Below are 25,406 nucleotides of genomic sequence, written 5' to 3' on the forward strand. Positions count from 1 at the left end.
GTACCCGCTCAGACACAGATATAGGCGATACGCAGCCAAGGTATGCGGGTGGACGGAAAAGACGGCGGCATGGATGGCTAACGAGGTAACGATAGCACAAAAAACACAAACAAACGGCAGCCGAAATAAGGACTGCCGTTTTCTCATGGAACTGTTAAACTAACGGGGCAGGATGGTGCAACTTTTAAGGACTTTGTTGTCGGATGACAAGAACATTATCTCATTATAGGTTGCGGAAATCGCGGCTTTTTTTATTTATGGATAGTAAAACTAAGAACAGGCTGCCATTAACATGAACTGGAGTCAAAACCGTCCCTGATCGTGCCGGAGCACGTTATTCCGCTAAGCAATTCCTCTTCAACCACATCTATCCTAAACCTCTACAGATATGGTAAATTTATAATTACACATCGAGCCCACTACTAGCCATCGTTTCCTGACCGTATTCGAACTAATACGACGGAAAGGTATGACCCCCATGCGGCTTTTGAAAATCTATCAATCGAAGAAGTATCTGCTCCGTATTCTGCTATCTATATCTGTATTAACGGTTATTTTCCTTATTGGTTCCTCTGCCACGCTGTTTTATACCTCCAGAAATTCTGTCGTCGAGATGCAAAAAGAGTACAATGAAGCAACATTGGCACAAATCAACTACAATATTAACTCCATGGAAGAAATCGCCAAAAATATGGTGTCCGCCCTGTTTTGGGACGTTCAGCTCAAGCCTCTGATGTCCAACCAGGAAGTTTTTATTTTCGATTTGACCCATAAACTCCGTAGAATGGAAACAATCGTTAACTCTACTTCCTTCCTAGATTCCATTATCATTTATAACGGCTACAGCGACCAGATCTTCGCAGGAGGGAATTCAGCACTCAAAAGCCAAAGCAGCGAATCTACGCAGCATATGCTCGAATTCCTCCATAACAGCGATGCTGTACAGAAAATGAAGTTCATTCCCATGAAGCTGAAGGAGAAGAGCACGGGAATCGATGTATTCTCTTATGTCATGTACGACTCGCTCGGTAAGTACAAGCCGGATGAAGGCGCACTTGTGTTGAATATTAAGCCGGAATGGCTATTTAACAATATCAAGCTGATCAATGGACTGGGGCTGAAGAAGGAAGGCTCCATCATGCTGGTGAACAGCGAAGGCCAAATATTATATACGAATGAGAGCTCCGATCTGAACAGGGCCGGCTTCCAAGATTTGTTCTCCGGTTCCGTCCGCGAAAACAAATCAAACGGGTACATGATTCAGCGAGTTGGCGACCAAAAACAAATCATCTCCTACTCCAAGTTGGTCATACCCAATTGGTATATCGTAAGCGCGCAGCCTTACGACGCCGTCATTCACAGCATCGATCAAATCCGCCAAACAACCATTGGCTTAACGGTCGTATTCTTAATTCTGTCGATTATTGCCGCCGTCTTTGTATCTCGAAGGCTGTACAAGCCAATTGACAGGCTCATGAGCCAAATCCAAAGTAATCCGTTTGGTATCGGGGATCAAGCGGCCAAAGACGAGCTCGCTTACTTATCCGAAGTATATTCCAACGTCGTAGATAATCTGCATGATATGAGAAAGATGCATCGAGATAACCGGGACATTATCGATTCTTATCATATCCGTCAATTACTTACGAGCAGCATGGTGCTCAGTGACGAACAATTCATCGGCATCATCCGATCCAACCAAATGAACATTCAGGAGAACGGATCTTATATCGTGATCGTCATCGCGATAGATAACCTCCGGAAAATTAGTCAACTGCTTCGGCCCAGCCAAATGAAGCTGTTTCATTTTGCGATCTTGAACATTGCAGAAGAGCTCATTGGGAGCCGCTATCACTGCGTCGGAGCCGAATTGAGATCTGATCATCTGGCGTTCTTGGTCAGTGCGGAGCATGATCTCGGCGATACAATCGAGCTGCTGAAGGAAAAGGTGGTGCTGGTTCAGGAAACCGTGCAGCGCTACTACAAAATACCGATCAGCGCTGCCATAAGCGAGAGTATCATTCATTTCTCGGATATCTCCAAGCAGTACCATCAAGCTCAGCAGATCATTATGTATAAGCTCATTTACGGAAGAAACACACTGCTTACCCTCGATTCCGTTGAGGAAAACATGCGCAATAGGAGTGAACCTCTGCTTCCCGAGCTGGAAAAAAGACTCGTCGAAGGAATCAAATCGGACGATGCCGTGCTTCTTGAAGATACGCTGGACAAGCTTATACGCCATATTGCCGCATGCAACTATGATCAAATTATGACGGGCATTACCCAGATACCGGTGATTATTAGGCAAACCCTGAAGGAAATCAATCAAAACCGCGTACAGCCCATTGACATCGATATCAATAAAGTTAGCTTAAGTATGCTGGAGATGGATACGCTTGAAGATATTCATCGGCAGCTATGGCAGACGCTTCATGACATTACGCAGCAGAAACGCAGCGGATTGGTGGAACGCAACGATATCCTGGTTGAGACGATCAAGGAGATTGTCAAACAAAACTACGGCGACATTAACCTCAGCCTCCAATCTATTGCCGGTATGATGAAATTGTCCGCGGACTACGTAGGCCGATTATTCCGCAAGAACGAGCTCATTTCCGTTGCCGACTATATTAGCGAGGTCCGGCTGGGTGTCGCCAGAGAACTGCTTGAACACAAAAATCACAGTGTACACGAAATTATGGAGCAAGCCGGATTCGCCAATCAAAGCTACTTCTTCAAGCTGTTTAAAAAGAAGATCGGTTGTACACCCGGCGAGTATCGGTTGAAAAAATCGATTGGGCGATAGCTTTATCTCTAAAGGCCGACCGCTTAGGTTGGCCTTTAAGCGTGTTATTCACGAATTGTAGGAGTAAAACACAAAAAGCACAGTTCAAAACGCCAATAATACCTTGATTGTGCACTAGATGCGATAGGGTCAAAACAGCAATAATGAGGGCAACAACCAAGAACCAATTACTCAGGAAAGGGGTAAAGCAATTTGGACAAGGGATTGTGGAAACGGATCACGCACGAATGGCGCCACTTCAAAAAAAATCACGAATTGTTTACGCTTGGCATCCCTGGAGTCGTGTACATTCTCATTTTTGCTTATTTACCCATGATCGGCATCATTATGGCATTCAAAAATTTCCACTACGACAAAGGGATGTTTGGCAGCGAGTGGATTGGCTTTAAGAACTTCGAGTTTTTTTTCGTATCTGAATATGCCATTCGCATTACGCGTAATACGGTGCTGTATGAAATCGGCTACATCTTCTTTACAACGGTGTTCGCGCTTCTCTTCGCGGTATTATTGAACGAAATATCCCGTAAAGCAGTGAAGATGTACCAAACCGCGTTGTTCCTTCCTCACTTTCTGTCTTGGGTCGTGGTGTATTATATCGTGTTCACCTTGCTCGATATTAACAACGGGATACTGAACAAGCTGCTCGAAATGGTGGGCTTGCAGACACATGATTGGTATATGGAAGCCGGCCCTTGGCCGTACATATTAAACATTGTTGCGCTTTGGAAACGGATCGGGTTCAGCGCGCTGGTCTATTATGCCGGCATTATTGCCATCAATCCCGAGTATTACGAAGCAGCCAAAATCGATGGGGCCACGCGGTTTCAAATCGCCCGCAAAGTCACCATCCCGATGATTATGCCATTAATTATGATTTTGCTCATCTTGGCTATCGGCGGGCTCATTTCCGGAGACTTCGGCTTGCATTATTTTGTTCCAAATGGCGGCTTGGCCGGCATGACCTATCCGACGACCGACATTATTGATACTTACGTTTACCGGGCGCTGACCAAAATTGGAGATGTCGGCATGGCTACAGCAGTCGGCTTGTTCCAGTCCGTAGTTGGACTGATCCTCGTTCTAAGCGCTAATCTATGGGTCAAAAAAATAAATCCGGAAAATTCATTGTGGTAGGTGGATCATGATCAGGACAGGGCCTAAAGTATCCTACGTCGAAATTGGGATCAATCTCTTGTTTGTTCTCGTCACGCTGTCGATGGTTGTACCTTTTCTGCTCGTTATCGCCATCTCGTTAACGAGTGAAGAGTCGATTATTACCCAGGGCTATCATTTGATTCCTCACCAATTCAGCACGGATGCCTACCATTATATTTTTAGATCACCTATGATCTTGATCCAAGCTTACTGGGTCACCATTATGACGACGGTTATCGGTACGTTGGCTAGTTTAGCTCTCACATCCATGACGGCTTACGTCGTGTCCCGTAAAGACTACCGTTACGTGAAGCCGATGACGTTCTATATCTTCTTCACCATGCTGTTCAGCGGGGGGCTGGTTCCTTCCTATATTTTAATGACACAGTACTTGCACCTAAAGGATACGGTATGGGCGTTAATTCTCCCAGGGATGCTTTCCCCCTTCTATATCCTTATTATGAAAGGCTTCATTGGAGAGATCCCCAAGGAGCTTATCGAGTCCTCGAAGGTGGATGGCGCCAGCGAATGGCGGATTTATTTCCAGATGATCCTACCGCTTTCTAAGCCCGCGCTCGCCACACTGGGCCTGTTCATCTCGTTTAACTACTGGAATTCCTGGTTTCCGGCGATGCTCTACATTAACAGCGAGAAGCTCGTTCCGATTCAGCTGCTGCTTACGCGAATGATGAGTACCATCAATTTCTTGACCACCAGCTCTCAGTTTATGAGTGGTCTGCATATCGATACGAGCAAATTTCCTAACTTATCCGCGAGGATGGCAATGACGGTGCTGGCAGCGGGTCCGATGATGTTCATCTTCCCGTTTTTTCAGAAATATTTTGTCAAAGGCTTAACCGTGGGTTCCTTGAAAGGATAACGGTAGTAATCAATTCATTGTAAGTTGACTCCACGAGAGGGGGTACAAGAATCACAGTTGGTCGGTAAGGTACTCGGGCAGGGTTAATTCAAAGTGCGAGACAATTACTTAGGAGGGTAAGCTAAATATGAAAAAGACAGCCTTTCTGAAATTGCTATTGGCAAGTATGTTAATCGTTTTACTTGTAAGCGCTTGCGGTGGGAATAATAAGAACAACGAATCTAACACGTCAACGAATGAGCCGGCAACAACCACGAACACAGAGTCCACTACTTCAGAGACGGCTACTAACGAACCGGCAGAGCCTGAGAAGGAAGAACTGCCGCCTGTAGAATTGACCTATTATATTCCTCAACCTGAATTGCAGCCGGATCTTACTTCGGTTGAAGCTGCGGTAAATGAGTACATCAAGCCGAAAATCAATGCGACCGTTAAACTACTGCCGATTACTTTCGGTGACTATGATCAGAAAATGAACACAATTGTCTCTGCTGGTGAAACGTTCGATATGATGTGGACGTCAAACTGGGCATTCAACTATGAGAACAACTCCCTCAAAGGTGCGTTCAAGGACCTAGAGTCGCTAGTTACCACTTACGCACCTGATTTCATCAACAGCCTGCCGAAAGCGGCAATTGAAGGGGCAAGAAACTCGCAAGGCAAATTATACGCCATTCCTAACTATCAAATTATTGCACAAGGCGGCGGCTTCGTTATTCAGAAGGAAATGGTCGACAAGTACGGCTTGGATATTAGCACAATCAAGACGTATAAAGACTTGGAGCCATTCCTGCAGAAGGTTAAAGCCGGTGAACCGGACAAAATTGCTTTTGGTTCCAGATCTAACTCATTTGTTCCTTATATGCATGGCTTTGACGGACTTGCCGGAATTGAGTACAGAACCGGCGATCCTAACTACAAGCTCGAATATGTACTGGAAGCACCGGAATATTTAGCTTTTCATCAATTGCTACATGATTGGTTTAAGAAAGGTTATGTCAATAAAGACGTAGCCACAGCTACGTTCGCTGATTATCAGAAGGCAGGAAAAATCGTCTCTTTCTACGAGTGGACGCTCAAGCCGGGCGGAGAAATCGAGATGAAACAAAACCTGGGCGGCAAAGATGTCGTCTTCATCCCACTCTACGAACCACGTTTCTCCGGCGTTCAGCCGACTATGACGGCAATCAGCAATACTTCAAAAAACCCGGAGAGAGCGATGATGTTCCTCAATCTGGCAAATACGGATCCGGCGTTGTTTAATCTCCTAGCCTTCGGCGTTGAAGGCAAACATTATGATAAACTCGATGCCACTCATATCAAGGTGAAGACAGACGGTGGCTATGCTCCGAACGTTGCATGGGCAATGGGTAACGTTACAATCGGTTACTTGCTGGAAGGCCAATCGGACGATACATGGCCGAAAACAATCGAGCTAAACAACTCGGCTATGGTACCGGAAATTTGGGGCTTCCAATTCAACCAAGAGCCGGTCAAGACGGAGTTGGCCAACATGGATGCTGTTTACAAAGAATACGAAGCCGCAGTCACTACAGGCGCAGTTGATCCGAACGAGTACATGCCTAAGCTGCTTGACGCCATGAAGAAGGCCGGCTCCGCGAAAGTAATCGAAGAGAAGCAGAAACAACTGGACGAATGGTTGAAAGCGAAAGGCAAGAAGTAAGCGGAGGGCTGACACACTTGTAAGAGAAAAAACCTGGGATCGGAGGATCTCAGGCTTTTTCCTTTTATGTCGGTTGGCCGCGTATGGGTAGGATGGAAGGAGCACTTTATAGTAGTATTGTTGAAAGGAGAGTGGAATTAGTTGGGAACGAAACCATGGTACCACGGATCGCCATTGATGCTGGATGAACTTTTGGAAGGCATTACGATTACACAGGAGCAAGAATATGCTCGGGTCTTCTCACACAAACCTACCGTTGTTTCGGTAGATGCTAACGGATCGATATTACATAACGGTTCAATGAAAGGGTTTCTTTATGTGATTGATGAGCCGATTTCATCTGACGATATCTTCCCTCATCCGAATACAACCATGAGTCCTGGCATCGAATGGCTTACACTCAGGGCGCTCAAAGTAAGAAAAGTAGCTGACACTACACCATATCCCGATGAATTGCTATCGGAAGAGAAGCTTAGACAACTTCTAGTCAATCAAAAGGAGCGATGATTATGGCTCGTATTTCATTAACAGCAATGTTCACTTGTTGGATTATTGTTCTACTTTTTGAAATTTTGAGGTTTTATAATTCAATTCATGAAGTCCATCAGCTTGATGATACATTATTTAATATTGTTCTCATTACAATTACATTGGTGGTAGGAGCAGTCGGTATTATTGTTTCTGCAATAGTAACGCAGAGAAATAGAAATTGAGGCAGTGATACAATCTAGCAATCTGGAATCTTACTAAGCTCCGAAGGGTACGATAGCACAAAAAATGTAACATAATTGAAAGCTAATCTTTAGCTCAGCTTAATGTAACAGGTCTATAATAAATATTGACCCCCCTTTATTAAATATAACTTAGACCCGTAGCCCGTTGCTGCGGGTCTCTTTTTTATTTGATGTAAAGGACAGGATGCTTTGCAACATTCCTTGTTTTTCCAATGTCTATAGTATAGATGTAATTATTGCAAGTTTTAGATGCACTGAATGTGGAGGAATGGCGGTTTTGAATAAGAAAATAGTTTTGCAAATTTCGATCTTCACTCTTCTGATTAGTATTCTTATTACAGCAAACTGGCTATATGATAATCGCAGCGAAGCGGTGTACGATCGGATTATTAACCAGAAAGGATATAGCTTGTCTCTTGTTAAGGAAGGCATATCGGTGGACTTCTTCCTGAAGCCGGAATGGATTCCGAAGGAGGTCGGTGAAACAAAGCTTGATCTTGTTATTGCGAGAAAATTCGATTCGGACATTGTTCTGGAGAAAGTAGGCAAGCGGGAGACTGATTTCTATATTCAAATTAATGTCGTTCCGCATCCAAACCGAACCTCCGGCCAGTTGTTGAGCATCTTCAATATCACTAATCATACTTTTACATCTACAACAGGATTCAAGTGGAAAATCACCGATGACGCAGGTACCGATTTGCTTGGAAATAAGTATGGCACAGGCGAGGGACCAGGAAACATGTCCGATATTTTCATTGAGGATACAGATCGCAACAAGTTCTCGCAGGGGGCTAACATCCATTACTCCGGCTACTCTTTGTATGGGTACCATCAATATAACAAGTCGTCCTCCGGGGTTTTACTCCCTATCTTCATCTTCGCGTTGATAATTGGCAGTCTGGTCATGCTTTACAGTAGGCGTACAGATCAGGAGAACGGACTGGGCTGGAAGCTTATTGGCCATATGCTGTTAGGAGGATTTACGTTTACCGTGAACGGTTTTCGGCTGCCTCTGGGCTTAGCTATATACCTGCTATTTTTCCGAAGGCCAAGACCCAATCTCGGGGTTAAGCATAAGGCAGCCATGCTTGGTTTGATCATATATGTTCTGCAGTTGGTAGTTCCCTCGGTAGTGAATTATTCTGCTTCAGAGCCTAGAAGTACAACCATGCGCCATATATCGGTGGAGGAGCTTGGGGTCTACGGGGTTTGGAAAATGGTTGCAGCTCGTACACCGGTAAGTAATCAGGCCAGGATTCAGGACTTTGAGACCGTTCTCTCGGAACATGGTGAAGTGGAGGAGCTCTCCTTCCAATTTATAGAGCATAACGCGGCAACAGGCCGGTTCCTTCATACCACTGCCATTTACCATTCAGCGGATCAAACCTTTGCTATAAAACGCAGCAGCACAGATGAGTGGATTCAGTTCCCTCAGCAGACGTTGGCAGAGCATTTCTTTGAGCGGGTAGAAACCCTCAAATTGATGAACTTGAAGCCAGCAGGCGGGAAACATCGGTATGTGATGCTTGAGCTAGAACGCGCATTTAATGGAACTCAGGGAAGTTATGCATTGAAAGAAGAGAATAACTTTGGAGTCGACGAGAAGGGCGTCTACCCTATCAGCGACAAGCAACCAGACGCATTAATTGACACTCCTTCTGAGAAGGATTTTTTGAGATACTGTGGTCGACGGATGGAAACAAATGTGATGAGGTCCTGGGATGTTCGGTGACTTAGATGTAAGGAGGGATGTAATCGTGGAATTTCTTATCAAACCATATGAAAGTGTGGGTTCTATTGTCTTCGGCATGACGGAGATAGATGCGATTATATCCAATAAATCGGAGATGAATGATTATTCGTTGTATTCTATTACAAATGATTTTATAAGCGCACTGAGGCGTACACTGAGTTAACGGCGATCAATAGCATGATCAGCTGCCGTTTTTCATTGAAGTAACGGGAAGGATAGTGTAATCACTTTGTACTTTGTGAATACCTTAAAGTAAAGCATTAATGAGGCAAGGTTCGGAAGGAGACATAGAAGATGAAAGAAACAAAGATTTTTAAACAAGTGAATAATTGTTCTATTAACGCTGACATATATTACCAAGGGAGAAATTCGCCTGTCATTATTTACATTCATGGTGGAGGCTTTATTGCTGGAAATAGAGCTTGGATGCCTTTAGAACAAATTGAGTATTTTTGTCAGGCTGGATTTAGTGTTGTGAATATTGATCACCGACTGGCTCCTGAAACAAAATTGGAATCGATTGTAGAAGATATTAGAGATGCACTTGAATGGGCTCGAACCAAAGCAACGGAATGGTATGATTTTGATACAAATAACATTGCTCTATTTGGTAAAGCCTCTGGTGGTTATCTAAGCTTGTTAATAGGCACTATGGACATTAAACCAAAAGCGATAGTTTCTTGTTTTGGACATGATATTCTAGGGGAATGGGCGACGAAACCGAGTGAACATTTCCGCCAACAATATGAAATCGTTGATAAGCAAAGCGCCTATCAATTCATAGGGGAAAAAGAAATAACGAATGGTCAGTGGGAAGAACGGGGCAATTTATTATTTTATTGTTTTCAGCAAGGTGTTTGGGTTAATGAAGTGACCGGATTCGATCCGGCTAATGATTATAATAAATTAACACAATATAGCCCTATTCATAATATCACTTCGGAGTATCCGCCTACGTTATTTCTACATGGAGATAAAGATAAAATAACGCCATATGAGCAATCGGTGATGATGTATAAGAAGCTTCAAGAACATGGAGTATATACTGAGTTGATAACGATTGAAGGAGCGGATCATGATTTTGATCAAAATTTTCATGATCCGATGGTTCAAAGTGCATTTCAAAATGCTGTTGATTTTTTAAGAACACATTTATGCAAATAATTCTCAGAAATGGCGCACGTCAGTTAAAAACCGAATTTACGCTTCGAGGCATTATTAATCATTAAGCTAACGGGCACTATAGCTCAATACATACCTATAACGAAGCTGCCGGTACGATCGGCGGCTTCATTACATTAAAGGGCAGTTTAATGAGGTCAAGGATAGGAAACTATGTTTCTTAATGAGATTTGATGAAGGCAGCAGATCGCGGAGGCATGTTCAAAGGAAGCGAAGCAACCTATCAGTAACATGGCGGTGCGTCGTTATTTGGAGGCAACCGAAGGCGGGGTGGTTGCTGGCATTCCAGCATCGTACCAGGCACCACCGAATCAGATAAAGGCTGTTGTAAAATCATTCCCTGATCGTATTCAGCGACTGTAAGGGCTTTTCGGACGATTGGAACGGGAACGATAGTACTATGATGAACAGGCCGCCTATTGTTCGCGGCCTGTTGAGCTAACGGGCACTTTAGCTGAACAAACAAGGAGCAGTTGCCGGCGGCAGCTGCTCCTTGTTTCGTTGAAGTAACGGGCAGTTTACATGATTGTGTAATATAGAAACCGCCCGTTTAGATGGACGTATTTAATAAAATCAGCAATTATGGAGGTAGTGGAATTATGAATAGGAAGAACAAGATGAAACCCGCAATGGCGCTTGCATTAGGAATCGCCCTTGGTGTAGCCATTGGTGTGGCAATGGATAATATCTCTGTTGGTATCGGTCTTGGAATAGCGTTTAGCGTAGTATTAGGTGGATTTAGAATAAAAAAGAATCCACCGGATGCCTGAAAATGATCAGTAAATAAATGGTGCCGGCACATGTCGGCACCATTTATTTCAATTTTTAACTGGATACTGACGAGGTTGCCACGAATATGGTGACCGTTGAAGTAACGGGCAGGAGAGTTAAATGATTTTACGAATACCTTAAGTATTGTGTAGTTCAGGGAATGAGGTTGAATAGCTAATGACATTCTTCCAGGTGAATGTAAACATCTAAATAACGTAAGGAACGAGGAGGCAGACAATTCATGGGAGGAACGAATGTATGGGATGCGGAGTGGGAGGTTAACGAAGAGCAGGCGCGGACGCTGATCGGCAGACAATTCCCTCAGCTGTCATCGAAGCTAGTGAAGCGATTGGGCTGGGGCTGGGACAATACGGTTTTTCTCATCGGTGACGAGTACGTGTTCCGGTTTCCAAGAAGAACGATTGCAGTTGGCTCGATTCGTATGGAAGGGAAGCTGCTGCCGAAGCTGGAGGCATATATGACCATCCCCTATCCGAAACCGTTGTTTTATGGCGAAGCAAGTGACGAATACCCGGCACCATTTCTTGGCTATGCCTACGTGCCAGGAGATTTCCCAATCGGTTTGACGGAAGAACGCCGGGCTTTATCGGCAGAGACGCTGGCGAATTTTTTGCGGAGATTGCATGAGTTTCCGGTGCAGGCGGCGCTGAAGTGCGGAGTTCAGCAAGATCATCGAAACTTGACGGACATAGCATCGCGCAAAGTGAAATTGGAGGGCTTTCTATCGAAGGTGGTTGAACACTTGTCGCCGGAGGAGTCCGGAGTGATCGAAGCGTATATTAGCAGGCTGCAAAAGGACCGTGTCGAGGCGGTGAATGCACTGCTACATGGCGATCTTCATTTCAAAAATATGCTTGTGAATGAGAACGGGATCGTTTCCGGCATCATTGATTGGGGCGATCTGAGCGTAGGCCATCCGGCTTGCGATTTGAGCGTTGCTTATAGCTTTTTACCACCTTACGCTCGCGGCGAGTTTTTTGAAACGTACGGAGGAGCGGACGAGGAAACGAAGCTGCTGGCGCGGCTGGTCGCGGTATACATCCCCATACTGATCTTAATGCAAGCGGTCGATGACGGGAATGAAGCGATTGCGGCAGAGGCGAAATCCAACATCATGCGGGCACTATCGGATTAGGCTCATTATTTCGTTGCGGCTATGGGGCTATGGCTATCAGCACCATTTTGTCGTTTAAAGGCCGCGATAAGGTACGATCCTCCTTCTCTGAACGGGGTAAAAGTCGCCGTAGCTTTAATATCTTCATTACTTCTGTGCTTGCTGATGGCTCTTATATATTATACTCCTGTATCTGAACACGAAGAGGGGAGCTTGTACTGGTCATTCTCAAGCCTCATGATTGTTTACCTCATTTATTCTGCTCCAGTACCGCGGCCAGAATTCTTAGAGTTATACCTAAATCTTTTGAAATGTCGTTGTATGAGGCGAAACTGTCACAGCAGCAGTAAAGCCTTCCTTTGGAATGAAATTAAGAAGAGGAGAGATTATTTGAAAATGAAAGATGTCGGAAATGGTGCTTTCAGCGTTAGAATTGCTATAGGTGCCGCTTTTGGTGCCGCTTTTGGTGTCGCATTTGATGCAGTATTCGGTATTGCAGGTCTTGCAATTGCATTTGGAGCTGGAGTCGGAGTAGTAATCGCTATATTTATAAATAACAAAAATAAAGATAAATAATTAAGGAATAACTCAAATGAGCTAACGGGACACAAGAGTTGAATAATCTACATCACGAGGCTGTCGAAGATTCTATCGGCAGCCTCGTTCCGTTAATGGCGCTAACGGGCACGTTAACTCAATACATATATAAATGTCCAAGGACACAAAATAGGGGACTTAACTTATTGAAAAAAAGCTTGAGAAATCAAGCTTTTTTATTTTTATGTCCGAACACTTCTGTCGTACAAAAAAGCACAAATGTAGGGACATTGTACTCTAACGACACAATTCTTAAGACATTGTCGCGGGATTAAACTATACGAGTCGACTGACCGAGCTTGATGTCATTCCAGACGGAACGGCCTTAAGCGGGAATTGTTAAACTAACGGCAGGATTGTACATCACAAAATAGAATGTATTGTTGGAGTGGACCGAATTTGTAATTTAAAGTAATGGGGGAATATCAGATGTCTAAAGTGGTGATTAACCGTGTGTCTCATGTAATGGTGCCTGTTCAAAATCTCGAACAGTCTATTTCATGGTATGTAGAAAACTTAGGTTTTAAGGTGGGATGGAAGCGCGGGGATAATAAAATGGTCATTCTTGAGCTTACATCTGGACCACACTTCTTTTTATGGGAAACGGAACATGATACATATGCTCATTTTCAACTGAGGGATGGTATACAACCTGTTATTGGAATCGAAGCAGCAGATATCCGGAGTCTTTTGGATGACTTGCGGGACAATGGGGTTCGTATAGGCGAAGTTAGAGAAGAAAGAGGGGAAGGCATGGATTTTGAGTTTTTTGACCCTAGCGGTAACATGCTCGTTGTGCACGAACCATTTAAAGGATGATATCTTTAATCACTAATTGAACTAACGGGCACGATCGTTCAACTATAACAGCCATCCAATGAAAGCGGCTGAAGGATCAAAGAGGTGTTTTATTTGTCCAAAGAAGAGAAGTTAGTTTATTTCCGTTGGAAAGACGGTTCTCAATCTAAGGAGAACTTAGAAGATTATGAAGAGGCACCGGATGACGAGGATAAGGTTTTGTTAAGTATAAGAGTTGGTGAAGAACAAATAAGTTTCAAAAGCGAGAACTTCTCTGATGCACTGAAACAGCTCAGACAACACCTGGAGGAACGTCATATACAAATCGAGTGTAATGGGGCAGCGTTAAAAGTTTATCCATCGCCAATGGCATTGTCCATGGGGGCTGGACGCTTAGCTTACAGGTTAACTTTTGGAAGACAGGCAAAGACAAGTGATATGGTTGATATTTTTGAATGTGATAACGATCTAACTTTTGTAAGCATTGACGAGCAATTAAATTTCTATAAAAGTTGGCTCAAGAGTTTAGGCTAATGTGAGTGGTACCAAATGGCGAAGTTAATTAACAAAGCAAAATTGGACGAGAATGATGTTACTGTCGGATGACAAGAACATTATCTCATTAAAGGTCGCGAAAATCGCGGCTTTTTTTATTTATGGGATCAAGTTCTTGTCAAAACCAGATGACAAGAACTTGATCTCATTGCCGAAATTGACAAGAACTTGATCTCATTGCCGACGAAACGCCGGTATTCGCATATTGAAGCAGTCCGCCAGAGGTAACTGACTACACTTCGTTCTGCTAACGGGCAGTTATCTTCAATAGTGAGATGTTAATTATAGAAGAAGGGATCTATTGTTTTTCCTTCCAATTGCCCAAAGGAGAGCTTATTAAACAGTAACGAGTGGTTAACGGAAATTAGAAAATAACCTGGACAGTCGGGCCAGGTTATTTATCTATACTTGGCAGGGGATATATCGCATTATGCTACATCGTACTAACTTCATTGCCTGTCTGTCCGCTATACCTATGTGAATGCGGGTTGATGCCATTAATCGTTGTAAATCCTTCAAACATATGATAATGCCCGCCACCTGGTATGGCGATCGCAGGACCTGTTGTACCTTGAATCAAATGGGTATGTCCCTGACTGACAAATGTCATCATATTATAGCTGTGTGCATGTGGCACACCGGTTGGAGCGGGAGCAGTCCAACTCGCATATTGATGGGAATGCCCATCATCTATCGATGTCACCCCAGACATGGCGTGAACATGATTTTGTCTAGGATTGCCGTTCCATGATGTTATATAGAGCCTATGAGCGTGAAGAGGGTCATCATCACCTGATTGCATGATAAATCCGGATATCGGGATTCTCATAGCATACTCCTTCCTTACATGAAATCGTAACGGGATAATGTATGGCGGAGAATTGATTCGGTGAAACGGTGACCGCCTATGGGCTGGCTTTTCTAAAAGCAACCGAAATAGGCTTGGGTAGAGATATCGACATAATAGAAATAGATTACCTCGGGTGGCTGGTACCATGTTTGCCTTAGCCCTCTTTTTCACCGTTGGTATTGTAGGCGTATACAGGGGTTCTCACCTTGTGAACCCTATTTATATTGTTTTTCGTGATATGCAGTTCTTCAATTTCATACTTACGATTATTATCTGTGTTCATTAAAAGGGTCTTGGAGTAAGATCACGAATATGATAGGTGTCCAAAAATAAGCTTGATTTGTTTTTAAGCTAAGAGGCAGGGTGGTTAAATATATGTCTACTCCAATAATGGCCACCAAATTTTATATCCCTAAACCTCGGCCGAACGCGGTTCTCCGCTCACGATTGACTGAAAGGCTCAGTAGGGGTTTTTACCGCAAGTTTACCTTAATCTCCGCACCAGCGGGGTATGGCAAAACTACTTTAGTTTGTGAATGGCTCGCTAACTGCGGACGGCCTGTAGCATGGCTGTCGCTAGAAGAAGGGGACAACGAACTTACCCGCTTTTTAACATGCATGATCTCCGCTCTAAAGACAATTGAGGAGAATATAGGAATAGGCGTACTTGCTATGCTTCAACTACCTCAACTGCCGCCGACTGAGTCGATCTTGACTGCTCTTCTTAATGAGATCGCGGCCATTCCGACTCCTTTCATGCTTGTTCTTGACGATTATCACACGGCGAATTCAAAACCAGTCTCCGATGCCATGTGCTTCTTGCTTGATCATCTTCCTTTTCAGATGCACCTTGTCATGTCGACCCGCGAGGACCCGAGCATTCCGTTGGCTCGATTGCGAGCCGTGGACCAATTGACCGAGTTGCGATCAGCCGACATGAGATTTACTCTCTCCGAAACTGAAGATTTTTTGAACCGTATCATGGGCCTTAACTTGCACATGGATAAAATAGCCTCGTTGGAGTCACGCACCGAAGGCTGGGTTGCGGGTCTGCAATTGGCTGCGATCTCCATCCAGGGAGACTATGACGCCGATGGGTTTATTAAGTCTTTCAGTGGCAGACATCATTTCGTGTTAGATTATCTTGTTGAAGAAGTCCTGCGGCGGCAGCCTGAGGCCGTTCAAAGCTTTTTGCTGCGGACATCGATCCTCGACCGTATGAGCGGTCCTCTTTGCGATGACATTATGCTCGATCCCACGGTTTCCGGTATCCAAACTTTAATGGATCTTGAACACAAGAACTTATTCGTCGTGCCTTTGGACAATGAACGACGGTGGTATCGCTATCACCATTTGTTTGCAGATTTACTTCGCAAAAGGCTACAGGAAACTCTCAAGGGAGGTAATATCGCGGAATTGCATAAACGAGCAAGTGACTGGTATGAAACCAATGGTTTCGAACTCGAAGCCTTTAGCCATGCTGTGGAATCCCATGACATCAATTGCGCCGCACGTCTGCTCGAAGGCAAAGGAATGCCGCTGCATCTTCGCGGTGCTGTTAGCATTTCTCTTAACTGGCTTGAGTCATTGCCTGCCGCTGAATTGGATGTCAGACCCGCGTTGTGGGTGATATATGGTTCAGCTCTTCTGATTACGGGAAAGCTGACTGGCGTCGAACACAAGCTGCGAGCGGCAGAGGCGGCACTGGAAGGTGTGGAACAAGACGTTCGTGTCAGGGACCTGATTGGACTGATTGCAGCGACTCGGGCTACATTGGCATCATTGGTGTTAAATGGTAATACAAACCGTGATGAAAGAGAATTACAGGTAGCCGAAGCGGCAATGCAAAACACGGAACACGGCGACAAGACCGATAAACTTGTCGGACTGATTGCACCTACAAGTGATGTAGGGATAAGCGGAAATCAAGGAATTGAGAATGTAATAATCCAATCACGCCGTGCGTTGGCGTACGTGCGACCGGATAATATTCCCGTTCGAACGGCAGCCGCTTGGATGCTGGGCGTCGCTTGCCAGCGAATCGGAGATCATTCCACCGCTCGTGAAGCCTACTGCGAAGTCATTTCGAATAGCCTAAAGATGGGTCATCAACTGATGGCTGTAATGGCCATGATTGGAATGGGTCAAATAGAGGAAGCTGAAAATCGAAGAAGTCTAGCGGAGGAATTTTACCAAGAGGCTCTGCGTCTAGGCGGTGATCTACCGATTCCAGCTCTCCGTGAAGCACAACTTTGTTTGGAACGTGTGAGCAACCGTGAAAAGAGCAACCTGATCGAACCGCTCAGCCAGCGAGAAATCGAAGTGCTCGAGCTTATAGCTAAGGGGCTCTCGAACAGAGAAATCGGAGAGAAACTCTTTTTGGCCTTGGACACGGTCAAAGGGCATAATCGCAGGATTTTTGAAAAGCTTCAGGTGCAAAGACGTACGGAAGCGATCGCTCGTGCCAGTGAATTGAATTTATTCCCCAAATTCCGTAAACCACACTAAAGTGTCTACAAGCCCCAACCCTCTTCGAGCTATACTTCTTATAAATTAGCCAAGAGGTGATAGGCATGAATAAGATTGCAAGAGTGGCAGGGGCATTATTTCTGGTTTCGACAGGTACTTACTTGATAGGAAACGGACTTCTAGATCCGGTTCTAAATCGACCGGATTTTCTCGCCAAACTTTATCCAGACCGAACAAACGTGGTTTCCGGATCTTTTTTGGAGTTGATAAACGCCTTAGCAGTAGTGGGGATTGCTATGCTTTTGTACCCCATCTTAAAAAAGCATAACGAAGCATTTGCGCTGGGATACTTCGGATCTCGTATCATGGAGTCTACACTACTTATCATTAGTACAATCGGTCCGTTTGTACTTATCGAGCTGAGCAAAAATTACATCTCACTAGGTACTCCCAAGAGTTCGTACTTTGAGACGATAGGGAAATCATTGATAGAAGCACATTCTATGCTCTTCCATATGGCCATGATTGTTCTAAGTTTAGGCAGCTTATTGCTGTGTGAAATTCTCTATCGATCAAAACTGGTTCCACGATTTTTGTCAGTCATCGGTTTCATCGGGTATGCGGCATTATTGGCGAACAGCTGTCAGGTGATCCTCGGACAAGAAATCTGGCCCGTTTTATATGCTCCAGGAGCAATATTCGAAATCGTATTTCCCATTTGGATAATTGTTAAGGGTTTCAATCGCACAGAGATCTAAATAATGTAGGGTAATAATGTAAATTGGAGAGAGTCAGAGGAGAGGAGATGAAAGGAAATTGAAAATGAAGGACATATTATTCAAGTATTTGGCTAGATTGACTTCCCTTAACGAAGAAGAACAACAAGCAATTGTTAATGAGATACAGATTGAAGAAAATAAAAAAGGAACCATTCTACTGAGGCAAGGGGATGTTCCCACGAAATGTTATTTCGTCTTGAAGGGATGCGTAAGGCAGTACTCGATAGATGAAGCAGGAAGAGAAGTCACATCGAATTTCTACACCGAAGAGCAAGCCATTTCATTATTCAATCATCATAAACTAGATAAGTCATCTGAATACACCTTTACGTGTCTTGAAGATTCTGTGATGGTCGTTGGTCACCTAGATACTGAAGAGGACGTGTATAACAAATACGCTCAATTGGAATCTATGACACACAAGATGATCGTGGAGAACTTTGGTCAAGTACAAAATGAATTCGCTGCTTTTATCGCTTCTTCACCAGAAGACCGCTTCAAAGGACTATTAATGAAACGCCCTTATTTAATCGATCGCGTACCCCAACATCAATTGGCGAGTTATCTCGGTATTACTCCAGAGTCATTAAGCAGAATTAAGAAGAGAGTCCATAAAGATAAAGATTAGCCAGATGTCACGCCTTTGCCGAGACTTTCCCTCCTCTGAACAGCAGCCATAACCCGAAGCCTAATTCTCCTACAATCATGGGTACAGTAAATACAAATTCAAGTATCATAATGATCTCATCGTATTCTGGAAGAAATGACTTACATAAGTGAATAAGAATATAGCCGATTGAAGCAATCAACAATAAGATGCTAATCCAAATAGGTACGATGTCTGATTTGAGAGCCACCCACCCCACAACTAGTAGATGCCCGCCAAAAACAATTAAGCCGATAGACCATATTGAATCAAAGGCTTCTAGATACAACATAACATGTACTTGAAGTTGATTTGTTGTAATTAATGATAAATAGTCTGTATTGTTCGAGAGACGCAACACAAATAATAAATTCATTATGGCATTTCCCAATATAGTTGCATAAGTAAGTCGTAGCCATGCACCGAGCAATGAAAGATTTTTATTAATTGGCTTCAGGTATATGTAGAAAGACCAAGCGACCACAATGTCACAAATTAGGATGATGATCCAACCAAAGATTTCAGCTTTGAAAAGCATATTTTGTGAAATGATATTCTGAAGTGTGGCATTGGCATCCCCTTGCACGAGAAGACTTTCATGGACAAAGCCATACGAAAAAAATGCAGAAAGCGTCATGATAATAAGTGATGTGCCAGCTGTTAGAGCAGACTTTCGCTGATCCGATAGAATTTTTACTGAGGTAACCATCAAAAACCCCCCCTTAGTTCTTATAGTAGTGAGTCCATTGTAACAGGCAGGGTTATGATGTTCATTGACTTAAGTCAAGAGGGTTATGGGAACGCATGTTCCTAAATGTAGGGGGATGTGAGACAAAATCGCAAACGGATGTCGGGCGACAAGAACATCTATACACGAATCAGCAGGATTTGTTATCATCGGCCTCACTGATACACCAGGCGGACCGGCATTTCGAATGCACCTTGATGTTCAAAACTAAATTAAAAACTAAATTAAATGTACATTGTCAAAATCCCGACAACTCAGGGAAGAGGAGAGACGCTTCAATGCCGACCGGGGAGAACCGGGTTACAGCCGTATGCAAACAAGGCATGCTCATGAGAAGCATGCCTTGTGGTTTTCGCTTTCGCGTTTGGCGTGAAAGCTTCAATAAGTGTTAGCGTGAGCGACAGTAAATGGGGTTACTTAACTGACTTGTTCACGAGGTTGATATGGTCAATTCCCATTCCGGTCGTGCCATTGAAAATGAATTCCAGTTGGTACTTGCCGCGGAAATAGGTGATTTTCTTTTGTACGGTTTTGCCCGATTTAATTAGAACCGATTTATTCGGTGCGCCCCAGTGCTGGATGAGCATGCGGACGGAAATACCGCCGAGGTTAGTCTGGCGCTCGACGTTCGTTCCGAAGTAGCGCATTTCCCGTATTCTGTCCAGCTTATAGTTTATCGCGTAGCCGGGATGTCCCATTTCCGCATGATAAACATCGAAGCTGTCGGCATCTTTGGCCGGAGATTCGGCTTTGCCTATCGCTTTAATGACCGATCCGTGCGTGGTCGAACCGAGAGTAAAGCCGTGGAAATTCGGAAACTGGCCTTGGAGAGCTGGTTTGTAGAAGCTCATCAGCGTTTCGAGAGCCTTCGTATGGGCGTCAACCGGAGTAGCGGCGGCGGATACATTAGTAGGAATGGCACCGGCGGCGGACAGAGCCAAGGTTCCAGCAACCACAGCGGCAATCGCCGTTTTTTTCGCAGATGTACATCGAAATCGATCGTCCTGTCGGATGACAAGAATATTATCTCATTAAAGGTCGCGAAAATCGCGGCCTTTTTATTTATGGGATCAAGTTCTTGTCAAAACCAGATGACAAGAACTTGATCCCATTACCGAAATTGACAAGAACTTTATCTCATTCCCTATGATAACCAGGGAAGCGTATAACGAAGGCAACCCCGAAGTTCTCCCATTACCAAGTGACCTCGATTAAGCGGCAGGATACGACAAGCCATGAAGCGTGACTTTACTTTTCTAAAGCATATTAAAAAAAATAGCCTCCTTATGAAAATAATGAATACCTGTTATAGTTGACCCCACAGCGATTGAAGCTTAATCAATATCCTAATTGGCCAAAAAAATCCACTCACGAGGTGAACATTAATAAATGGATATCGAAGTAAAAAAAACGGAATTGTTGTCCACGTTTTATTTCAGGCATGCAACCAAAGAATTCGATCCAACGAAAAAAATATCTGATGAGGATTTTCAATTCATTCTCGAGGCCGGCCGCCTTTCTCCGAGCTCTGGAGGCAATGAACCTTGGAAATTCATCGTCGTGCAAAGTCCGGAATTCAGACTGGAGCTTGCACCGCTTGTATCCGGTGCAATTCGTTCGCTACCTACGTCAAGCCACTTCGTTATCATTTTGGCTAGAAAAGGGCTCACTCACGATTCCTCGTACGTTATCGAACAGCAAACTCAAGTGAAGGGTATGCCTATAGAAATTTATCAAAGCATGAAGCAAGCTTACGCCCAATTCTACGATACCCTTCATCTGGATTCCGAACGGGCGTTGCTGGACTGGTCGTCGAAGTCGACGTACTTGGCGATGGCCAATATGATGACGGCCGCGGCGCATATCGGCATCGATTCGTGTCCGATCGAAGGCTTTGAATTGGATGCCGTCAATGATCTGCTCGACAAAAAAGGGTTGCTTGGAGACGGCGAATTCGGTTTGAGCGTGATGACGGCATTCGGCTACCGGTCCAAAGAGCCGGGGCGCGCTAAAACAAGACGGCCTATAGAAGAACTCGTCCAATTCGTATAATACGGTGACATAGTAGAGAGAAGGAATACACGTGGCTCAAATTAGAATTCGGAATACGAATGAACGTATTGAAGCTGAAGATCAAGTGCGTTCTTTCCTAGGTAAGCAGGCCGTCTTGTACGAGCACTGGGATACTGCCAAGCTGCCGGACGAACTCAAAGAAAAATTCGTGTTGAGCGAAGAGGAGAAACAGCGAATTCTTGTCATCTACGACACAGAAATCAAAGATTTGGCCAATCGGCGCGGCTATAAGTTATGGGATGTCATCACCCTGTCCGAAGCAACGCCCGGTTTGGACGAGCTGCTTCAAAAGTTCGAAGCGGTGCATACGCATTCCGAAGATGAAATCCGCGCCATTACTGCCGGAAAAGGGATCTTTATTATTAAGGGCACGGAAGATATCGGCTACTTCGACGTAGAGCTTGAAGCCGGCGACGTCATTTCCGTTCCGGAATCGAAGCCGCATTTCTTCACCCTGATGGATACACGTGAAATCGTAGCGATCCGCCTCTTCATTGAGACTGAAGGTTGGATTGCTTCACCATATAACGATGCAGAGTTCGAGAGAAATAAAGGCTAATTGGAGTGATAGTGATGAGTACGTTTGTACTGGTACACGGATCGTGGCATGGAGCTTGGTGTTGGGAAAAAATAATGCCCATGCTCGAAGACGCGGGACACCGGGTAATCGCATTTGACTTACCTGGGCACGGCCAAGATCATACGCCGATGTCCGATATTAACTTTACAAGCTACACGGATCGTCTGGGCACTATTCTGGATAAGGAATCCGAGAAGGTCATTCTAGTGGGGCACAGTATGGCAGGGATGGTCATCAGCCAGACAGCCGAATATTTCCCCGATAAAATCGAGAAGCTTGTTTATTTGTGCGCGTTTCTTCCGGGGAATGGTCAGTCCATGTTTCAAGCCTTCGCAACCGTTGATCTAGGAGATGACGCTCCTACGGCAGTCTTCATAGACGAGGATCAAACCTATATGGGTCTTAGAGATGAAGCGATCCGGAGTCACCTATTTGCCGAGTGTTCTGAATTGGACTTTAGGATTGCAAAAGAAAAGCTTTGTCTAGACCCGCTGGTACCGTTGGTTACGCCAGTACAGCTGTCGGACGAAAAATTCGGTTCTGTCCCCCGCGTATATATCGAAGCGCTGAAAGATAAAGCAATTCCAATCCAATTACAGCGCGCGATGCACACTCGAACGCCTTGTGAACGAGTCATTACCATGGACACGGACCACTCGCCATTCTATTCGCACACCGAAGAATTGGCGGTTAATCTGCTGAAGCTAACCTAACAATAATCCACATTAGAAAAAAGGAGAATGACAAAATAATGAATAAAACAGTCGTTAATTACGCTAAGGATCTCGAATGGTTCGACACAATACCAGGAGAGAAGATGACTGTACGCCTTCACAGTAATCAGGTTGGAGGAACAATGACGATCATTGAAGCACGTGTACCGTCTCTGATGGGCCCGCCGAAGCATATCCATAACGAACGCGAGGAAACGTTTGAAATTCTTGAGGGCACTTTCCGTTTCCAAGTTGGCGACGAGGAATTCGATGCCACCGCTGGAACAAGTGTCTGGGTTCCTCGCGGCGTACCTCACGCATGGGCTAACGTAGGTCCTGACACGGGGCGGATGCTGTTCATATTCACGCCGGGTGGGATCGACGATTTCTTCCCTGAAATCGGTCGTCATTCTCTTGAAGATATTGTTCAAATTGCGGCGAATAACGATACCGTAATTATCGGACCGCCGATGATGTTATAATAATCAAGCGCGAATTCATCAGATAGCAATCAAAGAAGAGCGGGACAGAGCGGAATTATTTTCGCTTTGTCCCGCTCTATGTGTATGTCGGTTCTGCTGCCGGTGGAATTCAGACGTTGCTTGAGCAGGCAGCCATCAAAGAAACGCGTGGGGCGTATCGCGTTAGCTCTGCCTTGTCCGCTATAATGATCTCTAATATGGTACTGGCGCTTATTAGTATGAAATACGGGATCTACGGATCTTCGATTCCCTGGTCACGGCGTGCTTGACCGGCAATACTGCGATTGGTGAAGCTTACCGTGCCGCTTGCTAAAGACAGCGGTTCTTACCAGGCCATGAAGATGAAGATGGCGATACATGAGGCGGGCATCAAGCTTGATGAAGTCTCATGCTACCAGCACGAAAGTTGGCGACCATAATGAAACACTTGCTATAAAAAACTATTAGGTCCCGCGATCGTATATCCGTAACCGCCAATAAGTCGATGACCGGTCATTTACTTGGCGCCTTTGGTGAATTGGAAGTAATCGCCCTTGTTAAGACACTTCAGAATATCATCATTTCTCCTACGATCAACCATGACCATTTCGACTTTCGGGTTTGGCGGACATGATGCAGTGATGTCTTGCAAGCATACGAGAAATATTATTTCGGGTTGGAGCCATGCAAATTACCCCTTTAGCGCTCGATTGGAGCGTCTAGAGGGGTAATTTTTTCATCGCTTATTTGGATACGGGCTGTCCAGTGACAGGGTCAGTACTCGGATCCCAGTTCTTAAGAGGATCCATACGGAAGCGCGTTAGTTCTGTGCTGCTGATTTTCCAAACTCCATTTACTTTTTTATACGTTTCGTGATATTGGCCATATCCGTGATGTCCTGGATAAGCGCCCTTCGCGTCAGGGAAGGTTAACAAATCCTCCATCGCCCAAACACCCTTGGCATTCTCCTTATCAATCATCTCAATTTCGGGCATATAGCCATGGTGGACCGTAGGTGCTTTACCTACAAGATCCCCGATCATCTTCCCGTATGCTGCTCCCCCGCCTTTGGAATAGTCTACGCCTTCGGACATGATTTTGGCATCCGAAGTAAACAGCTCCCCAAACTCGGTCCATTTCTTCTCGTCAACAAAACGGAAATAACGTGCTTTTAATTGTTTGATTTGCTCAATATCCTCCAAGCGTTGATATTTGTCTTCAAGCTCAGTGATATTCGCTACTTGATTCGCCTGAACATTTTGCAAACCTGCCTGAGCAGCTTGCTTGGTCGTATTATTTTGCGCCGAGCATCCCGAGAGTATAGTTGTTAGAAAGACGACACCTAAAATAACACTGATAAAAAAATTCTTCTTCAACATATGATCATATCCTTTGTATGGGTTTTTGTTTATTCATTTTTCCTGATTGCAGCTAAATAACGAGTTCCGTCAAAATTACTCCTTAAGTTAATGGCTCCGCAAGTGTATCTTTCCTCTGATAGGTATCTTTATTCGTATATTGTGAGCTCCCCTACATATGTGAAAACCTCTTCTCATTTGGGATGGTAATTGTGCTTCAATTGCCTCGGGGTCAACTATAACAGGTAATCTTGTTCTTCATAAGAACGTACTTTTTTTAAATATGCTTTAGAAATTTAAAGTCAAGAGTCCGAATGGCGAAAAAGAGGTTAGGTTAGATATGGAGTAGGGGCTAAGGCAACGTTAGCATGGATAGAAACAGATGCTTCTGCTTTAATTCGCTAGTTACTTTATTAGAAGAAGCTTTATTACAGACAATTATGTCATGTTCCGGAACACAATCTTCAGTCTCTATGACTTGTATTGACTTTCAACAAAAACAGGAGAGGAGGACTTTACTTTTCTAAAGCATACTTAAAATAATAGCCTTCTTACGAAAAGTAAGAAGGCCTGTTATAGTTGATCCCGAAGCAAGTGAAGCTCACTTACAATCCTAATGAGAAGAAGGTTGCATATGTAGGCAAACAACATATATCGAAATTCGAGTAGGATC

General features: G+C 44.4%; 25 protein-coding genes. 21 read left to right on the plus strand and 4 right to left on the minus strand.

All coding sequences use genetic code 11. The annotated features are described in order from the left end of the window. Positions 1–478: 478 nt before the first annotated feature. The 13 genes from AC0YNX_RS06390 (at position 479) to AC0YNX_RS06450 (ending at position 14,035) form a co-directional block, all read left to right on the plus strand. Positions 479–2,809 carry a helix-turn-helix domain-containing protein gene (locus AC0YNX_RS06390; RefSeq protein ID WP_475814788.1) on the plus strand — a complete coding sequence of 777 codons (2,331 nt, stop codon included), beginning with the start codon at positions 479–481 and terminating at the stop codon, positions 2,807–2,809. Between the two features lie 192 nt (positions 2,810–3,001). Beyond that, positions 3,002–3,943 carry an ABC transporter permease gene (locus tag AC0YNX_RS06395; RefSeq protein WP_475814789.1) on the plus strand — a complete coding sequence of 314 codons (942 nt, stop codon included), beginning with the start codon at positions 3,002–3,004 and terminating at the stop codon, positions 3,941–3,943. A gap of 7 nt (positions 3,944–3,950) precedes the next feature. Continuing rightward, positions 3,951–4,844 (plus strand): carbohydrate ABC transporter permease, encoded by an 894-nt coding sequence (locus AC0YNX_RS06400; RefSeq protein WP_475814790.1) that lies wholly within the window; start codon positions 3,951–3,953, stop codon positions 4,842–4,844. Between the two features lie 127 nt (positions 4,845–4,971). Next, positions 4,972–6,528, plus strand: a complete 1,557-nt coding sequence (locus AC0YNX_RS06405) for an ABC transporter substrate-binding protein (RefSeq protein ID WP_475814791.1) — start codon at positions 4,972–4,974, stop codon at positions 6,526–6,528. Between the two features lie 141 nt (positions 6,529–6,669). Continuing rightward, the gene (locus tag AC0YNX_RS06410; RefSeq protein WP_475814792.1) at positions 6,670–7,035 is read left to right on the plus strand and encodes a hypothetical protein; all 366 of its coding nucleotides are present in this window, start codon (positions 6,670–6,672) and stop codon (positions 7,033–7,035) included. 2 nt (positions 7,036–7,037) lie between these two features. Next, positions 7,038–7,241 (plus strand): hypothetical protein, encoded by a 204-nt coding sequence (locus tag AC0YNX_RS06415; RefSeq protein WP_475814793.1) that lies wholly within the window; start codon positions 7,038–7,040, stop codon positions 7,239–7,241. Between the two features lie 298 nt (positions 7,242–7,539). Continuing rightward, entirely contained in the window at positions 7,540–8,997 is a 1,458-nt protein-coding gene (locus AC0YNX_RS06420; RefSeq protein ID WP_475814794.1) for a hypothetical protein, read from the plus strand. 315 nt (positions 8,998–9,312) lie between these two features. Further along, complete coding sequence (locus AC0YNX_RS06425; protein WP_475814795.1) at positions 9,313–10,182, plus strand: alpha/beta hydrolase fold domain-containing protein; 870 nt, start codon at positions 9,313–9,315, stop codon at positions 10,180–10,182. Positions 10,183–10,799: 617 nt separating this feature from the next. After that, complete coding sequence (locus AC0YNX_RS06430) at positions 10,800–10,970, plus strand: glycine zipper domain-containing protein (RefSeq protein WP_475814796.1); 171 nt, start codon at positions 10,800–10,802, stop codon at positions 10,968–10,970. A gap of 242 nt (positions 10,971–11,212) precedes the next feature. Further along, positions 11,213–12,127, plus strand: coding sequence for a phosphotransferase (locus AC0YNX_RS06435; RefSeq protein WP_475814797.1), 915 nt, complete (start codon positions 11,213–11,215; stop codon positions 12,125–12,127). Positions 12,128–12,496: 369 nt separating this feature from the next. Continuing rightward, positions 12,497–12,682 (plus strand): hypothetical protein, encoded by a 186-nt coding sequence (locus tag AC0YNX_RS06440; RefSeq protein WP_475814798.1) that lies wholly within the window; start codon positions 12,497–12,499, stop codon positions 12,680–12,682. A gap of 450 nt (positions 12,683–13,132) precedes the next feature. Beyond that, entirely contained in the window at positions 13,133–13,522 is a 390-nt protein-coding gene (locus AC0YNX_RS06445; RefSeq protein ID WP_475814799.1) for a VOC family protein, read from the plus strand. Between the two features lie 93 nt (positions 13,523–13,615). Further along, on the plus strand, positions 13,616–14,035 hold the full coding sequence (locus AC0YNX_RS06450; RefSeq protein ID WP_475814800.1) for a hypothetical protein: 420 nt from the start codon (positions 13,616–13,618) through the stop codon (positions 14,033–14,035). A gap of 454 nt (positions 14,036–14,489) precedes the next feature. On the opposite strand, the gene AC0YNX_RS06455 is transcribed toward AC0YNX_RS06450, so the two are convergent. Beyond that, complete coding sequence (locus AC0YNX_RS06455; protein ID WP_475814801.1) at positions 14,490–15,053, minus strand: YmaF family protein; 564 nt, start codon at positions 15,051–15,053, stop codon at positions 14,490–14,492. 243 nt (positions 15,054–15,296) lie between these two features. Between AC0YNX_RS06455 and AC0YNX_RS06460 the strand changes: the two genes are divergently transcribed. From AC0YNX_RS06460 to AC0YNX_RS06470, 3 genes are all read left to right on the plus strand, one after another. Further along, positions 15,297–17,414, plus strand: a complete 2,118-nt coding sequence (locus AC0YNX_RS06460) for a helix-turn-helix transcriptional regulator (RefSeq protein ID WP_475814802.1) — start codon at positions 15,297–15,299, stop codon at positions 17,412–17,414. A 65-nt stretch (positions 17,415–17,479) separates the two neighbouring features. Continuing rightward, on the plus strand, positions 17,480–18,133 hold the full coding sequence (locus tag AC0YNX_RS06465; protein WP_475814803.1) for a DUF4386 domain-containing protein: 654 nt from the start codon (positions 17,480–17,482) through the stop codon (positions 18,131–18,133). Positions 18,134–18,197: 64 nt separating this feature from the next. Further along, a complete protein-coding gene (locus AC0YNX_RS06470; protein WP_475815195.1) occupies positions 18,198–18,782 on the plus strand; it encodes a Crp/Fnr family transcriptional regulator in 585 nt (194 codons plus the stop codon). Positions 18,783–18,789: 7 nt separating this feature from the next. Here AC0YNX_RS06470 and AC0YNX_RS06475 read toward each other — a convergent pair whose 3' ends face one another. Together AC0YNX_RS06475 and AC0YNX_RS06480 are read right to left on the minus strand one after the other, a co-directional pair. Further along, positions 18,790–19,509, minus strand: coding sequence for a DUF4386 domain-containing protein (locus tag AC0YNX_RS06475; protein ID WP_475814804.1), 720 nt, complete (start codon positions 19,507–19,509; stop codon positions 18,790–18,792). A 452-nt stretch (positions 19,510–19,961) separates the two neighbouring features. Beyond that, positions 19,962–20,504 carry a YjgB family protein gene (locus AC0YNX_RS06480; RefSeq protein ID WP_475814805.1) on the minus strand — a complete coding sequence of 181 codons (543 nt, stop codon included), beginning with the start codon at positions 20,502–20,504 and terminating at the stop codon, positions 19,962–19,964. A gap of 433 nt (positions 20,505–20,937) precedes the next feature. On the opposite strand from AC0YNX_RS06480, the gene AC0YNX_RS06485 reads away from it, so the two are divergent. The 5 genes from AC0YNX_RS06485 to AC0YNX_RS06505 all read left to right on the plus strand — a co-directional run bounded on the left by AC0YNX_RS06485 (position 20,938) and on the right by AC0YNX_RS06505 (position 24,009). Beyond that, positions 20,938–21,600, plus strand: a complete 663-nt coding sequence (locus tag AC0YNX_RS06485) for an NAD(P)H-dependent oxidoreductase (RefSeq protein WP_475814806.1) — start codon at positions 20,938–20,940, stop codon at positions 21,598–21,600. Positions 21,601–21,631: 31 nt separating this feature from the next. Continuing rightward, positions 21,632–22,180, plus strand: coding sequence for an acireductone dioxygenase (locus tag AC0YNX_RS06490; protein WP_475814807.1), 549 nt, complete (start codon positions 21,632–21,634; stop codon positions 22,178–22,180). A 14-nt stretch (positions 22,181–22,194) separates the two neighbouring features. Next, positions 22,195–22,914: an alpha/beta fold hydrolase gene (locus AC0YNX_RS06495; RefSeq protein ID WP_475814808.1), complete on the plus strand. Its 720-nt coding sequence runs from the start codon at positions 22,195–22,197 to the stop codon at positions 22,912–22,914. Between the two features lie 38 nt (positions 22,915–22,952). Further along, positions 22,953–23,396, plus strand: coding sequence for a cupin domain-containing protein (locus AC0YNX_RS06500; protein ID WP_475814809.1), 444 nt, complete (start codon positions 22,953–22,955; stop codon positions 23,394–23,396). Positions 23,397–23,880: 484 nt separating this feature from the next. Continuing rightward, on the plus strand, positions 23,881–24,009 hold the full coding sequence (locus tag AC0YNX_RS06505) for a hypothetical protein (protein WP_475814810.1): 129 nt from the start codon (positions 23,881–23,883) through the stop codon (positions 24,007–24,009). A 109-nt stretch (positions 24,010–24,118) separates the two neighbouring features. Here AC0YNX_RS06505 and AC0YNX_RS06510 read toward each other — a convergent pair whose 3' ends face one another. Next, positions 24,119–24,754 carry a nuclear transport factor 2 family protein gene (locus AC0YNX_RS06510; RefSeq protein WP_475814811.1) on the minus strand — a complete coding sequence of 212 codons (636 nt, stop codon included), beginning with the start codon at positions 24,752–24,754 and terminating at the stop codon, positions 24,119–24,121. Between the last annotated feature and the right edge of the window lie 652 nt (positions 24,755–25,406).

The sequence above is a fragment of the Paenibacillus sp. J31R98 genome (assembly GCF_056269245.1).